We start from the raw sequence: 13743 nt of genomic DNA on the forward strand, positions 1-13743 counted from the left end.
GCGCGCCCAGGCGCACAACCTCCAACTGCACGGTGATGCCGGACGCCGACCGGACACCAGAACGAGCTGAGGCAGGAGTACAGCAATCGCCCGTCAGGCGCTGCTTGACCTTGCCGCTGGCGGCAGGGTTGAACGATGACCGGCATGAACAGCACCGAACCGCAGACAAGCAGGATCGTCGTCGTCACCGGAGCCGGCACCGGGATCGGCCGGGCCACCGCCCGCGCCTTCGCCGCCGAGGGCGCCCACGTGGTCGCGATCGGGCGGCGAGTCGAGCCGCTCAAGGAGACCGCTGCCGAGAACGACAAGATCACACCGCTGACCGCCGATATCACCGCCGAGGGCGAGCCCTGCCGGATTCTTCAGGACGTACTGGAGACACACGGCCGGCTGGACGTGCTGGTCAACAACGCCGGCATCGTGCGCAGCGGTGCCCTCGGCACGCTGACGCCAGAGATGATCGAGACTCAGCTCGCCACCAATCTCGTCGCCCCCACACTGCTGGCTCAGGCCGCGCTACCGCTCCTGGAGGCGTCACGCGGGGTGATCGTCAATGTCAGTACATCGGTGGGGCAGCGAGCCTGGCCGGGCAGCTCGGTCTATGCGGCGACCAAGACCGCTCTGGAGCTGCTGACCCGCAGTTGGGCGGTCGAGCTGGCACCCCGCGGGATCCGAGTGGTGGCCGTCGCCCCCGGCGCGATCGACACCCCCATCGGCGAGCACCAGGGCCTGACGCCGGAGCGGATGGCCGCGGTGCGGGAGTGGCAGCTGGCGCACACCCCGCTGGCCCGGATCGGCCGCCCCGAGGATGTGGCCTGGGCGATCACCCAGCTTGCCGCCCCGAATGCGTCGTTCGTCACCGGAGTGGTACTCCCGGTCGACGGCGGAGCGGTCGTGGCGTGATAGGAGTGTCCCGGGAGGTGGGGCGGGTGCGGATCGGTGAGCTGGCCAGGACAACCGGGACGACCGCTCGTGCGCTGCGGCACTACGAGCAGGCCGGGATGATCTCTTCCGAACGGGCCTCCAACGGCTACCGTGTCTACGACGAGCGGGCCGTAGTGCGAGTCCGCAACATCCGCCATCTGCTGGCCGCCGGGCTCACCCTGGACGACGTGCGGGTTTTCCTGCCGTGTCTGGATGGCGATGTGGTTGCGGCACCGCCCTCGGACAGGGGCCTGCGGGTCGCGCTGGAACGGCTGGCGATCCTCAACCAACGGATCGCCGCCCAGACCGAGACCCGCGACCGGCTGGAAACCGCATTGCGACGGGCAACCGGTGGCCGAATCCGCCCAGTAGCCTGACCACCCGCCTCGTCGCACAAGCCGGAGGAACCCGGCTTCGTTACGCGCTCAACGGCCACTCAAAGGGACAACAAGCCTGACGTGGTGGCAACTGCCGTGCCTCGACTCATCCGGCCGGTTCGGGTCCTCGCTGTACCTGACCAGGTCAGAGGTCGAATTTCATGTGGTCCATGTCCTTGAGCTCCACCAGGAGTCCGGCCGCGCGGCGCCCGCCGTCCTTGAAATAGCGCTCCTGGAGCGCCTCGGCGGCGATCTGCTGGGAGCGTGCCCTCGCTCGCGCCCTGCTCCTGGGCGGCGAAGAGCCGGCCCGCGTACTCGGGCGGCAGGGCCTGGGTGATGTGCCGGATGCGGGATTCCTCGGTGGTGCCGGGGGCTGCGGTGTAGCCGATGCGGGGCCCGGGTCTCGATGATGATGATGCCGCCGGTGGTGGCGGCGTTCTTCGTCGCCTTCGCCCGCACCTGGGGCTGCCATCGCTTGTTGAGCTCCCCCTTGAGGCGTCCGCAAGTGGAACATGAGCCGGTTACATCGCGTCGGCGAGGAGCCCGCCCGTGTCTGTCCCGTTCCGCATCCGGTGCTGCCTGTGCGCCAGGAACATCCCGCTCGCCGGGGACGCCCATCTGCTGGACGCCGCATGGCAGCGCCGGTACCCGGCGATGACCGGGACGATCGCCTGCGGCCCGTGCGCCACCGGGACACACTGGACCTGCACCCGGCACGGCAGGTTCGTCGACGGTCACATCCCCTCGCCCAACGAGGGCCCGGACACCGACGCGAGCCACATCCTGCGCTCGGGCACCCACCGGTGACTGGTGCTGACCAACCCCTGCTCGGGACTTCTCCGCCGCGAGCAGACACGTGCTCGACCAAGTGCTGACTGTGGTCGCGCTTGCCGAGACTTGCAAGCGGGACGAGTCCTCGTGAACGCAGCCAAGCCCCTACGCCGACGCCACTGACCCGTCGAATGCTGCTCAAGCCTGCCCCGACCGATGGCGATTGTTCCTGCACACCATGTGGAGCGGGGCCGGGTGCCCCGGCTCGTTGCGGTCGGCACCCGGGCCCGGTCGGCTCAGCCGAAGACGAGGCGGAAGATCTGGTTGTAGATGAAGAAGCCGCCGGGCTGCCCGGGGATCGGGGCCAGGTTGAACGTCTCGGTGAAGAGCATGGGTTTGTCGAAGGCGTTGTCGATGGCGAGGCTGCCGGTCACGGTGACCAGGACACCGTTGCCCGGTGCCGGCTGCGAGTCCTGCGAGGCGATCTGGTGCTTGACGACCTTCAGTTCAGGCTTCTTGAGCTGCTCGACGATGCTGCTCGCCCCCTGAAGCTGGCTGCCTTCCCAGGTGAGCATCGACTCCGGCCGGTAGAGACTCGCGAGGCCGTCCCTCGCTTCGTAGTTGTCGAAGGTTGTGTAGTAGTGACCAGCGAACGCGCTGGCGATGCTGTTGAAGTCTGACATGATCGGAAAGTATCAGGGTGATCACTCTACGTGCCCTCGTTTCACGCAATCTCGGCCAGCCCCGCCCTCCCCAGCCCGCGTCGCCGTAGGCCATCGCGGCAACAGCCGCGGGCCTCCCCCGCCACCCGGTCAAGATCAAGTGACAGAACCCCGATGGTCGTCAAGATCACTTGTCGACCGGTCGAGCTCAGAGGACGACTCTGCGTCAGCGCGACAACCGGAGAGGCACCCCGGCCCCGGTTGCTCCCAACTGCCAGGTTCCGGGAAGCGCTTTGAGCAGGCAAAACAGGGGGGACCTCTCAGCTCACCCTGGGAGGAACGGATTACCGCGTCCGGGTCTGCCCCCGCCAGGAGCCCGGCGAACGGCATCTCGTCGTCGCGGACCGGGGCGCCGGTCGCGGCGAGCGCGGCCAGGAGCTCGGCGCGCGCCGTGACGGTCTCCGGCAGGCGGGCGACCGCGGCCTCGCGGGCGGTCGGGTCGGCGTTGTGGCCGGAGCGGTCGGCGAGGGCTTGGGCCAGCCAGCCGTCGACCGCAGTGGCGTGGTGGTCGCCGCGCTGGACCAGGACGTCGCGGGCGGCCTCCGCCCTGGTGAGCGGCGCCGGGTGCTGCCGGGCAGCGCCCAGGGCCGCAGGCAGGCGGGCGGTTCACCGGCCACCGGGTCGCTGGGCCGTCCGGTGGCCGGGAACGTGGGGCTCGCCCGCCGCCTCCCGTGGCCCGGATGAAGGGCTCAGCGGAGCAGCAGGTCGCGGATCGCTTCGGTGATCTCGTCGGGCGCTTCCTCGGCCATGAAGTGCCCCGCGCCGGTCAGTCGGTGGTCGAGGTCCGGTGCCCACGCGCGCCAGACCGTGGCGGCGTCGTAGCCCAGTCGCGCGCCCCAGTCCTGCTGGACGACCGTCACCGGCATGGCCAGCTGGGAACCTGCGTCCTGGTCCGCCTGGTCGTGTGTGACGTCGATGCCCGCCGAGGCCCGGTAGTCCGCGACGATCGACGGCACGGCCTCGGCGCTCGCCCGCAGGTACGTGGACCTGACCGGTTCCGGCATGGCGGCCGGGTCCCTGGCCCAGGCGTCGAGGAAGGAGCCGAAGAAGGCGTCGGCACTGTTGGCGATCATCGTCTCCGGCAGGCCCGGTGGCTGCGCCATGAGGAACAGGTGGTACCCGACCGCCGCCGGGACACCGTGCAGGACGTTCCACATGTCCAGGGTCGGCACGACGTCGAGGATGCCCAGGTGCGAGAGGACCTCGGGATGGTCCAGTCCCGCCCGGAAGGCGACCAGAGCGCCTCGGTCGTGGCCGACCAGGGCGAAGCGCTCATGGCCGAGCGCCGCCGCCAAGGCGACGACATCGGCGGCCATGGTGCGCTTGGAGTACACCTCAGGGCCGGTGCTCACCGGCTTGTCGCTGGCGCCGTAGCCGCGCAGGTCGGGACAGATCACCGTGTGCTCGCCGGCGAGCCGTTCGGCGACGTGCCGCCACATCAGGTGGGTCTGGGGGAAGCCGTGCAGCAGCACGACCGGGCTGCCATGGCCGCCGACGGCTGCGGCCAGCTCCACTCCGTCGGCGCCAGGCAGACGGACGTGGTCGAAACCGGGGATGGTGAGAGTCATGAAAGGCCCCTTCCTGGGGTCGGTGGACCGGCGAACGCGTTGGTCCGGGGGGTGACGGAATCAGCGTGGGTGACGGCGATCAGCAGCCGATCAGTACGCTGCGACGCCGCCGACCCGCGGCCCGCAAGATGGAGGGCATGCGAATCGACGTACTCGGTGCCGTGCGTGCCCTCCACGACGACGGCACCCCGGTCGACCTGGGCGGACCCCGCCACCGCGAGGTACTCGCCCGGCTTGTCGCCGCCGGGGGACGGATGGTCCCCACCGACACCCTCGTGAACGACCTGTGGACCGAGCCCCCGGTGCGGGCCGTGGGTGCGCTGCGTACGTTCGTCGCCGCGCTGCGCCGTGCCATCGAACCCGGCCGGCCGCCCCGCACCCCGCCGCGCGTCCTCGTCACGGAAGGCCCCGGCTACGCGCTGCGCCTGCCGCGCGACAGCGTGGACGTCCACCGGTTCGAGGACGCCCTGGTCCGCGCCCGGCGCACCCCCGCCGGGCTGACCGGCCTGGACGCGGCCCTCGCGGCCTGGCGCGGCCTTGCCTACGCCGACGTGACCGGTTCCGTGTGGGCTCAGCGCGAGCGAACCCGGCTGGAGGAGCTGAGGCTGGAGGGGGTGGAACTGCGGGCCCGCCTCCTCCTCGACTCCGGTTCAGGAGCCGAACTGGTCGCCGAACTGGGGGCCCACGTCACCGAGCACCCCTGGCGTGAGTCGGCCTGGGGGCTGCTGGCCCGCGCACTGCACCGGGCAGGCCGTCAGGCAGACGCACTGGCCACCCTGCGCCGCGCCCGCGAAATGCTCGCGGACCAACTCGGGCTCGATCCCGGTGCCGACCTCCAGCGTTTGGAGACCGACATTCTCCGCGGAGCTGCGACCCTCCAGCCTTCACACACTGTGTGGACCGCAGGCGTACGACTCGGCCCGCGTACCACCGTCGAACTGGCCCGGACCCTGGCCCTGGCGGGTGGTCACGCCCTCGTCCACTCGCGGCGCGACCGCCTGGCCGCCGTCCAGGCGGCGGAGCGCACCGGAGACACCGCTCTGACCGCCCGCGTCATCGGCGCCTACGACGTGCCCGCCCTCTGGAGCCGGGCCGACGACCCCGAGCAGTCCCGCGCCGTCGTCACGGCGGCCGAGCGTACGCTCACCGCGCTCGGCACCGGCGGCCCCGCCGGACTCCGCGCCCGCCTGCTGGCCACCGTCGCGGTCGAGAGCCGCAGCGCCGATCTGCCCGCCACCGAACGCGGACGCGCCGGGCAGGCGGCGCGCGAGGCCGAGGCGCTGGCCCGGGAGCTGGGCGATCCCGCCCTGCTGGTGTTCGCCCTCAACGGCGTGTTCCTCCAGTCCTTCACCCGGCCCGGCCTCGCGACGGCACGGGACCTGATCGGCACCGAGATCCTCGACCTGGCCACCCGGCACGAGCTGCCGGACTTCGTCGTGCTCGGCCACCTCATCCGCATGCAGTCCGCCTCCGCTCTCGGCGACCTCGACACCGCTTCCGGACACGCCGAGGCCGCCGAGCACCTCGCCGTCAGCACCGAGGCCTCTCTCGTCCCCGTACTCACCGGCTGGTTCCGGGCCCGGGTCACGGCCGCCCGCAGCACCGAACCGGGCGGGCCGACCGCCGCCACAGCCGCGGCGCGGTACCGCGCCGCCGAACACGCCCTCGCCGAGACAGCGGGCATGCCGGGGCTGCACCGCGGCCTGTTCGCCTTCGCCCTCCTGGGCCTACGCCTCCTGCACGACCGTCCCGCGCCCACCGATCCCGCCCTCGACTGGGGCCCGTACCACCCCTGGGCACTCCCCTTGGTGCTGCTCGCCCGCAACCAGCACGAGGAGGCCCGTACCGCCCTGGCCATGACGCCCGAGCCACCCCTTGATCACATGCAGGAGGCACTCTGGTGCCTGACCGCCCTCGCCGCGGCCCGCCTCGGCGAACGCCCGGCCGCCGACCGCGCGGCAACAGCCCTGCGCGCCGCCCGCACCGAACACGCGGGCGGCGCGAGCGGGATGCTGACTCTGGGGCCGGTGGCACGGTACCTGGCAGAGGCGGAGGCCTGCACCGACAAGAAATGACCCACGCCGTCCGCGAAACCCGCCCCCCATGCCCGCCCCATGCGGACCGCGACGGTGACCACCCGGGTGCTCAGCACTCACCGGGCAGCGATTCGGCGCGGCGCTCTACGCGCGGGCGCAATCGGGCACGGGAGCTGGGCGCCGAGATCATCGAGATCGTCGTCCTGTCCTCCAACAAGGACGGCCTGCGGTTCGCATGCGCGCACGGATTCCTCAAGACGGAGCGGTACCTCCTCCCCGGCGACACCGTCGCGTCCGTCATCCCGGCCGCCACCAGGAACAGCGCGATCTCAGAAGCCAGGTACGCGGTGTCGAGGGCAGCTCACCGTGCGGGAATCACGCCCCAAGCTCGCCCGCGACGTGTGCCACGGCAAACGCGGCACCATCCACCAGGCGTACCGCGACGGGATGGCGGACCAGCTCGGCGCGCTCGGCCTGGTCCTCAACGCCATCGTGCTCTGGACCACCCGCTACGTCGACGCCGCCGTCGTCCAGCTCCGCGCCGAGGGCCACGAGCTGCGGGACGAGGACATCGCCCCGGCTCTCCCCGCTCAAGCACCGCAACCTGAACCTGCTCGGCCGCTACAGCTTCACCGTCGGTGTCCCGGCCGTCGGTGTCCCGGCCGTCGGCGTCCTGCGCCCGCTGCGCGACCCGGACGCGACCGAGCTGGATGAAGACGAGACGGGCGCGGAATGTATCCGGCGCGCCGTTGCCTGTGGCCCGGGACAGGCGCGCCCGGTCGGTCAGAGGAGGGCGCCGCCGGAGACCTCGATGCGCTGGGCGGTCATCCAGCGCAGGCCCTCGGACGCCAGCGTGGCGACGGCGTCGCCGATCTCCTCGGGTTCGCCGACGCGGCCGAGCGCGGTCTGCCCGGCCAGACCCTGGCGCACACCGGCGTCATCCCGCATGGCACCGCCGTTGAAGTCGGTGGCGGTCGGCCCCGGGGCAATGGAGTTGACCCGGATACCTCGGGGGCCGAGTTCTGCGGCAAGAGTGCGGCTCAGAGCCTCGACGGCGGCCTTCGAGGCGGAATAGACCGAGGTCGCGGGACTGGTGTGGCGAGTCAATGACGAGGAGACGTTGATGACCCGGGCGCCCGGCGCCAGCATCGGCACAAGCGACTGGATGAGGAAGAACGTGCCCCGCACGTTCGTTCCGAACGCCGTGTCGAAGTCGTCGGCCGTGACAGCTTCCAGCGGACCGAAGACACCAACCCCCGCGTTGTTGACCACGATATCGAGCCGCGAAGCCCCCCAGCGCCCCAGCAGTGCGCTCACCTCGGAAGTGAAGGCTCCGAAGGAGGAGATGTCGCTGATATCGAGACGCACGACAGCGGCCGTCCCACCCGCAGCGTGCACGTGCTGCGCCGTCTCCTCGGCCCCGGCCACATCACCGCGATGAGTGACCACGACCCGCACCCCGCGCGCCGCCAGCGCGATAGCCGTACTCCGGCCCAGACCACGGTTCGCACCGGTCACCAAAGCGATCCTGTCGGCTGTCATCAGCTGCTCCCTCATCACACGGCACCAGGTAGGTGCACCCACCGGGGCCGTTCCGTCGCCACCGCGCGCCTTACGGGCGAGCACGGTCCGGACACCGGCCTTCCCGCATCGAACGAGCTGTGCCTACGGCGAAGTCACGTGCGGCGGCGGACGCGCCGTAGTACTTCTGGGGGAAACAGAGCCGTGTTCGTTCTTGGTCTGGAGTCGTCGATGGCCGTTCGTCGTGTCGTGCCCAACATCCGGTCGGAGGCCGCGCGGGAGAGCAAGGAGTTCTACGGCCTGCTGGGCTTCGAGGAGGTCATGAACCACGGCTGGATCATGACGCTCGCGTCCCCGTCCGCCCCAGCGGCGCAGATCAGCGTCATGACCGACGACAAGACCGCGCCCGTCACGCCGGACATGAGCGTCGAGGTGGACGACATCGACGCGGCGTACGCGGTCATGCGGGCGAGCGGCGCGGAGATCGTGCATCCCTTGCAGGACGAGGAGTGGGGAGTACGGCGGTTCTTCGTCCGCGACCCCAGCGGACGGGTGGTCAACGTACTGGGCCACCGCTGACGGCCGACGCGGAAAAATGCTTCGACAGCGCCACTCGGCACACGGCAAAGTGGCCGCCCGTGACCAGCAGCGAACTGTGGAACCGCGCGACCGCCGACCGCTACGACACGGACGAGGCCGAAACCTCCTCGCCTGCCGCTCTTCAACCCGCCCTCGCGTTCCTGGCGGAGCTCGCCGGGGACGGCCGAGCGCTGGAATTCGCGATCGGGACGGGACGCGTGGGCGTTCCCCTCCGGGAACGCGGCGTACCGGTGGTGGGCATCGAACTCTCCGAGCACATGACGGCGGTGCTACGGCGCAAGGTGGACGAGGACACCCTCCCCGTGTTCGTCGGGGACATGGCCACCACCGTCGTCCCGGGTGGGTTCACCCTGGTCTATCTCGTCTACAACACCATCACGAACCTGCTGACACAGGACGAGCAGGTCGAGTGCTTCCGCAACGCCGCGCGCCATCTGGAACCCGGCGGCCGGTTCGTCATCGAGCTGGGTGTACCGCCCCTGCGGTCTCTGCCGCCCGGCCAGGTAGCGGTGCCGTTCGACGTGTCCGAGCGGCATCTCGGCTTCGACACCTTCGACCTCGTCGAGCAGATCCTGGTCTCGCACCACTTCACCCGTGAAGGCGAGGACGGCCGTTACCGCCGCGACAACTCCCGCCACCGGTACGCCTGGCCGGCGGAGCTGGACCTGATGGCACGTATCGCCGGGCTCGAACCGGAACGCCGTGTCGCGGACTGGGACGGAGCGCCGTTCACCCAGGATTCGGCCAAGCACATCTCCGTATGGCGCAAGCCGGCCTGATCACGGGCCAAGCGCCGCCCGAATTGGTCCGGACCTATCCGGAACCGAACGCCCCCGGCCTGCCGTCATGACGGCTGTGATGGCTAGGGCAAGGCCGGACACCCGAGAAGCACCCCACCCCTTCACCTCACACGCACATTATCGGCCGGATCATCCGCATATCAGCCAATCAAGCATGGAACATGCGCTTCCTGTTGATTCGTTCGGTGCCCGGGGACAGTGTTCTTCTCGCCACCAGGGCAGGGACCCCGGCGGCGAGGACGACAACGGAGGGCTCAACCTCATGTCTGTTCGCAAGGTGTTCGCCAGTGTGGCCATCGTGGCGGCCGTGGCCGGTGCCGGACTCATGACCGCTTCGACGGCCCAGGCCGCCCCTCAAACCGCCGCGGCGCAGTCGGCGGTCGGCCCGACGAGCTGGGTGCCCCGAGGCGACTACGCCTCCCGGGGCGAGTGCAACATCGCGGGCGACTGGTTCGTCCGGTGGGGCGGCGCGTCCCACTACACCTGCTCCTTGAACGCGGCCACCCAGCGGTACGACCTGGCCATCTGGCGCCCCTGACATCCCGGAAGCACCGGTCGCGGCCCCTCCGGCACACAGCACCCACGGCCGGACGACGTCAGCCGCCGGGTCGTGCCGCTGCCCGGTGTGCCCTGCCGTGACGATGGACTGCTGCCGCCCTGACGAGGCGACAGCAGTCCAACCGGGCATGCCGTCTCTCGGACGAACTCCCCGCATCACGCCCACTGTTACGGCGCGGACGCCTTCGGGGTCAGTTGTCGGCGATGATCAGGCGGTAGCCGACATCGATGGTGTCGAGCGTGAGCAGCTCGCCGTGCTGAGCGTGCCAGGTGCCTGTCTCCAGGTCGTTCGCGAGGCGGGCCAGACCGGGTGCGACGGTGTCCTCGTCGGCTTGGGTGAGCAGCGAGATTCCCGCACGTACCCCCGGGTCGAGATAGGCGTGGGGGCGGCGCCAGTAGGCCGCGGCGAATCCGTCCACGCAGTCGTGCGGGATGAGGACGGGTTCCTGACGCGCTCCTCCGAGCAGGTCGGCCAGTCGGTCGGTCGGGGCGGCGCGGGTGTCCTCGAACGCGGCGGCCTCGGGCAGATAGTCGGAGAGCAGCCAGAACCGCTCCCGGAAGACGCGCTGGTCCCACGTCAGGATGACGACACGGCTACGGGCGACCCGGCGCAGTTCGCTGATCCCGGCGGCCAGGTCGCTCCAGTGGTGGACGGTGAGCAGGGCCATCACGGCGTCGGCGGCGCCGTCCCGCAGCGGCAGGCGTTCCGCTACGGCCTGGACGGCGGGCGCGAGTCCGGGCGGGCGTTGGGCGATCATCACCTGGCTCGGTTCGACCGCGAGCGTGGTGCGTGCTGGTTCGTAGGACCCGGCGCCGGCGCCGACGTTGATCACGTCGGTGACGTCCCCGAGCGCGGCGTGGATCTGTGCGGCGATTCGTGGATCGGGCCGACGTGTATGGGCGTACGTCGCACCGAATGAGTCGTAGGTGGCCATGCGCTCAGTATGCGAACCGGGCCAGGTCCCGGCACCGCCCGTAGGTGAGGTGACGGGCTTGCGCCAGCGTCCTCCGGGCGGCGAGCCTCACGTACGGAAGCCACCGCGGCGCCGGAGGCAAGTGGCGTACAAGCAGGCCCACTTCGTGAGGGCGCGGCACACGGGACGTGCGTCCGCCGGTGGGCGGACGCACGTCCCGTGTCGGTGACCGGTCGGCGTACCCGTGGTGCGCCGCGGCCGGCTCAGTCGTACACGATGGTGTGGATACGACGGGCGGCGAACACCAGACACAGGCCGGTGGCGGCCACCAAGTAGCCCGCGTTCCAGAGCAACTGTGGTGCCAGGTCACCGATGCAGATACGGCGGATCAGTTCGACCGCGTGGTACAGCGGCGTGAGTTCCACCAGGATCTGCGCCGGGACCGGGTAGTCCTCGGCTGGCGAGAAGGTGCCGGAGAACAGGAACAGCGCCATCTGGGCCGTGGTGAGGGCGTCGAAGTCGTGCCATCCGCGCATCAGTGTGCTGGCCGCCAGGCCGATCGCGGCGAACGCGACCACCGCCAGGACGGACGCGGGGAAGGCGAGCAGCGCCCAGCCGACCGAGACGGTGTCCAGCAGCACCATGGCGATCAGGAAGAGACCGCAGTACACCGTCCCGCGAATGGCGCTCCACACCACTTCGGCGACGGCGACCTCACGGGGGCGGACGGGCGTGACAAGGACCGCCTCGTAGACCTTGGACTGCCGCAGTTTGGCGAAGAAGGCGAAGGTCGTGGTCGAGAACGCCGCCGTCATCGCCGAGGTGGCGAGCATCGCGGGAGCGACGAAGTCGGGGTAGGAGACCTCGTGCCCCCGGTAGACGATGTCCTTCGAGATCAGGCTGCCGACCCCCAGACCGATGGACAGCAGATAGAACAGTGGCTCGACCAGGCCGGCCAGGACGAGAAGCCAGGCCGAGGGCCCGGTCTGCATGGCCCGCGCGTTGCGTTTCACCACCGCGGCGGACCGGGTTGCGGAGAAGCGACCGGCGATCGCGTTCGTGAGCATCGCGACTCCCTCAGCTTGCGAGCCGACGGCGGAATGCCACCTCGGCACAGATCCAGCCCGCCACAGCCCAGAGCAGCAGGTATCCGATGTGCCAGGCCACCGGCCAGGCGGGTGATGTCCCCAGCATGGCGCCGCGGGACAACTCGACGCCGTGCCACAGCGGTGACGCGTAGGCGAGCTGACGGAAGCCCTCGGGGAGTTCACTGACGGGGAAGAAGACGCCGGCGAACAGTGTGGTGGGGATGACGACGAAGCGGGTCAGCAGTTCGAAGTATCCGTCGTTGCGGATGCACGCGGCGAACGCCATGGTCGGTCCCGCGGCGCCCAGCGCGAGCAAGGCGCAGATCAGGGGCACGGTCCACACCCATGGTGAATGCAGCGTGCCGAACACCCACGCGATGGCCAGGAAGGCGACGACGGCCATTGTCACCATGACCAGCACGTACATGAGCCAACCGGCGATCATGTCCCGGATCGACACCCGTGTGCCGCGCATGGTGTGGAAGCCGCCGACCCACTCGAAGTCGGTGTAGACACCGTACGTCGATTCGTTGGCCGCGATCTGGTAGACCGTCGCGGCCAGGATGCCCGGCGCGATCCAGTCCAGGTAGGCGAACCCGTCGACCTCGCCGACGTATCCGCCCACCCCCGCGCCGATGCTCACCAGGAACAGATAGGGCAGGGCGAAGAAGGAGAACACCGACGCTTTCCAGAGCCGGCGGTACAGAAGCATGTGCCGTTCGAGTACGGCGACCGAAGGCTGAACCATCACTACTCCACCAGAGCTCGGCCGGTGAGCCGGAGAAAGACGTCTTCGAGCGTGGACCGGCGCACGAGCACACTCGCCGGCTGGAGACCGCGGCGGTGGACCTCGTTGACCACCGCGTCGCCGTCACGCGCGTAGACCAGGACACGGTCCGCCAGCGGGTCGACGCGGTCGCCGATGCCGTCGAGCTTTCCCGCGTAGGTGTCGGCCGCGTCGTAGCCGAAGCGCAACTCGACCACCTCGGGGCTCGAATGGGTCTCGATCAACGCGCGCGGTGACCCTTCGGCGGCGATCCGGCCGCCGTCCATGATCACGAGGCGGTCGCACAGCTGCTCCGCCTCTTCCATGTAGTGCGTGCTGATCACCAGGGTCGTGCCGCGTTGCTTGAGCCGGAACAGCCGTTCCCACAGCAGGTGCCGGGCCTGGGGGTCCAGCCCGGTCGTGGGCTCGTCCAGCAGGACGATGTCGGGCTCGTTCGCCAGCGACCGTGCGATGGTGAGCCGCCGCTTCATCCCTCCGGAGAGGGACTGCACCCGGTCCCCGGCCCGGTCCTCCAGCCGTGCGAACTCCAGCAGCTCCGCCGCCCTGGCGCGGGCCCGTCCCCGGGACATGCCGAAATACCGCGCGTATGTCGTGATGTTCTCGACGACTGTCAGATCGAGATCGAGATTGTCCGCCTGGGGGCAGATTCCCAGCCGTTCGCGGATACGGGTCTGCTCCCGCGCCGGATCGCGGTCGAGGATTCGCAGTTCGCCGCCGGAGGGCGCGCTGACACAGCTCAGCATCCGCATGGTCGTGGTTTTCCCGGCACCGTTGGGCCCCAGCAGGCCAAAGGTCTCCCCTCCGTGTAAGTCGAATTCAATGCCGTCGACCGCGGTGAAATCGCCGAAGCGTTTCACCAGGTTCCGGGCCCGCACCAGGGTGCGACCAGCCCGGCCATCACCGCCCATGGGTCCGCTATTCATCACGCTGTCCTCCGAAAAATCCCGCACCTGTGCGGCGGGCCTCACCGGCAACCTACAGATTTCAGACCCGAAACAACAGTCCACACCGGCGCAGGGGTTCAGCGGCCCCGGAGCGGGCAGGCCGACAGGCGTTCACCCGGGATTTCAGCGCTGC

General features: G+C 70.1%; 15 protein-coding genes and 2 pseudogenes. 9 read left to right on the plus strand and 8 right to left on the minus strand.

Going from position 1 to position 13743, the window contains the following annotated elements; translation table 11 throughout:
* Positions 1-135 precede the first annotated feature (135 nt).
* Both AB852_RS11790 and AB852_RS11795 read left to right on the plus strand, forming a co-directional pair.
* Positions 136-903 carry an SDR family NAD(P)-dependent oxidoreductase gene (locus tag AB852_RS11790; RefSeq protein WP_073786785.1) on the plus strand — a complete coding sequence of 256 codons (768 nt, stop codon included), beginning with the start codon at positions 136-138 and terminating at the stop codon, positions 901-903.
* Positions 904-929: 26 nt separating this feature from the next.
* Positions 930-1301: a MerR family transcriptional regulator gene (locus tag AB852_RS11795; protein WP_218623251.1), complete on the plus strand. Its 372-nt coding sequence runs from the start codon at positions 930-932 to the stop codon at positions 1299-1301.
* Between the two features lie 145 nt (positions 1302-1446).
* On the opposite strand, the pseudogene tpg reads toward AB852_RS11795, so the two are convergent.
* A pseudogene (gene tpg / locus AB852_RS40685) lies at positions 1447-1799 on the minus strand (telomere-protecting terminal protein Tpg); the annotation flags it as partial.
* A 51-nt stretch (positions 1800-1850) separates the two neighbouring features.
* On the opposite strand from tpg, the gene AB852_RS39690 reads away from it, so the two are divergent.
* The gene (locus tag AB852_RS39690) at positions 1851-2108 is read left to right on the plus strand and encodes a hypothetical protein (protein WP_073786789.1); all 258 of its coding nucleotides are present in this window, start codon (positions 1851-1853) and stop codon (positions 2106-2108) included.
* Between the two features lie 260 nt (positions 2109-2368).
* Here AB852_RS39690 and AB852_RS11805 read toward each other — a convergent pair whose 3' ends face one another.
* Positions 2369-2755 carry a nuclear transport factor 2 family protein gene (locus tag AB852_RS11805; protein ID WP_073786791.1) on the minus strand — a complete coding sequence of 129 codons (387 nt, stop codon included), beginning with the start codon at positions 2753-2755 and terminating at the stop codon, positions 2369-2371.
* A 486-nt stretch (positions 2756-3241) separates the two neighbouring features.
* Between AB852_RS11805 and AB852_RS11810 the strand changes: the two genes are divergently transcribed.
* Positions 3242-3478: a hypothetical protein gene (locus AB852_RS11810; RefSeq protein ID WP_073786793.1), complete on the plus strand. Its 237-nt coding sequence runs from the start codon at positions 3242-3244 to the stop codon at positions 3476-3478.
* Positions 3479-3483: 5 nt separating this feature from the next.
* On the opposite strand, the gene AB852_RS11815 is transcribed toward AB852_RS11810, so the two are convergent.
* Complete coding sequence (locus AB852_RS11815; protein ID WP_073786795.1) at positions 3484-4362, minus strand: alpha/beta fold hydrolase; 879 nt, start codon at positions 4360-4362, stop codon at positions 3484-3486.
* A gap of 137 nt (positions 4363-4499) precedes the next feature.
* Here AB852_RS11815 and AB852_RS11820 point away from each other — a divergent pair, with 137 nt between their 5' ends.
* Complete coding sequence (locus tag AB852_RS11820; RefSeq protein ID WP_073787746.1) at positions 4500-6437, plus strand: AfsR/SARP family transcriptional regulator; 1938 nt, start codon at positions 4500-4502, stop codon at positions 6435-6437.
* Positions 6438-6755: 318 nt separating this feature from the next.
* A pseudogene (locus AB852_RS11830) lies at positions 6756-7128 on the plus strand (Tn3 family transposase); the annotation flags it as partial.
* 53 nt (positions 7129-7181) lie between these two features.
* Here the strand turns inward: AB852_RS11830 and AB852_RS11835 are convergent.
* Complete coding sequence (locus tag AB852_RS11835) at positions 7182-7940, minus strand: SDR family NAD(P)-dependent oxidoreductase (RefSeq protein WP_073787748.1); 759 nt, start codon at positions 7938-7940, stop codon at positions 7182-7184.
* A 210-nt stretch (positions 7941-8150) separates the two neighbouring features.
* Between AB852_RS11835 and AB852_RS11840 the strand changes: the two genes are divergently transcribed.
* The 3 genes from AB852_RS11840 to AB852_RS11850 all read left to right on the plus strand — a co-directional run bounded on the left by AB852_RS11840 (position 8151) and on the right by AB852_RS11850 (position 9857).
* Positions 8151-8498, plus strand: a complete 348-nt coding sequence (locus AB852_RS11840; protein ID WP_073786797.1) for a VOC family protein — start codon at positions 8151-8153, stop codon at positions 8496-8498.
* Positions 8499-8557: 59 nt separating this feature from the next.
* Positions 8558-9298: a class I SAM-dependent DNA methyltransferase gene (locus AB852_RS11845; RefSeq protein WP_073786799.1), complete on the plus strand. Its 741-nt coding sequence runs from the start codon at positions 8558-8560 to the stop codon at positions 9296-9298.
* Between the two features lie 283 nt (positions 9299-9581).
* Positions 9582-9857, plus strand: a complete 276-nt coding sequence (locus tag AB852_RS11850; RefSeq protein ID WP_073786801.1) for a hypothetical protein — start codon at positions 9582-9584, stop codon at positions 9855-9857.
* A gap of 211 nt (positions 9858-10068) precedes the next feature.
* Here AB852_RS11850 and AB852_RS11855 read toward each other — a convergent pair whose 3' ends face one another.
* From AB852_RS11855 to AB852_RS11870, 4 genes are all read right to left on the minus strand, one after another.
* The gene (locus AB852_RS11855) at positions 10069-10812 is read right to left on the minus strand and encodes a class I SAM-dependent methyltransferase (protein ID WP_073786803.1); all 744 of its coding nucleotides are present in this window, start codon (positions 10810-10812) and stop codon (positions 10069-10071) included.
* A gap of 242 nt (positions 10813-11054) precedes the next feature.
* The gene (locus AB852_RS11860) at positions 11055-11858 is read right to left on the minus strand and encodes an ABC transporter permease (RefSeq protein ID WP_073786805.1); all 804 of its coding nucleotides are present in this window, start codon (positions 11856-11858) and stop codon (positions 11055-11057) included.
* A gap of 10 nt (positions 11859-11868) precedes the next feature.
* The gene (locus AB852_RS11865; protein ID WP_073786807.1) at positions 11869-12627 is read right to left on the minus strand and encodes an ABC transporter permease; all 759 of its coding nucleotides are present in this window, start codon (positions 12625-12627) and stop codon (positions 11869-11871) included.
* Positions 12628-12629: 2 nt separating this feature from the next.
* On the minus strand, positions 12630-13589 hold the full coding sequence (locus tag AB852_RS11870; protein WP_245876726.1) for an ABC transporter ATP-binding protein: 960 nt from the start codon (positions 13587-13589) through the stop codon (positions 12630-12632).
* Positions 13590-13743 lie beyond the last annotated feature (154 nt).

The organism is Streptomyces uncialis (assembly GCF_001905345.1).
GTDB classification, from domain to species: Bacteria; Actinomycetota; Actinomycetes; order Streptomycetales; family Streptomycetaceae; genus Streptomyces; species Streptomyces uncialis.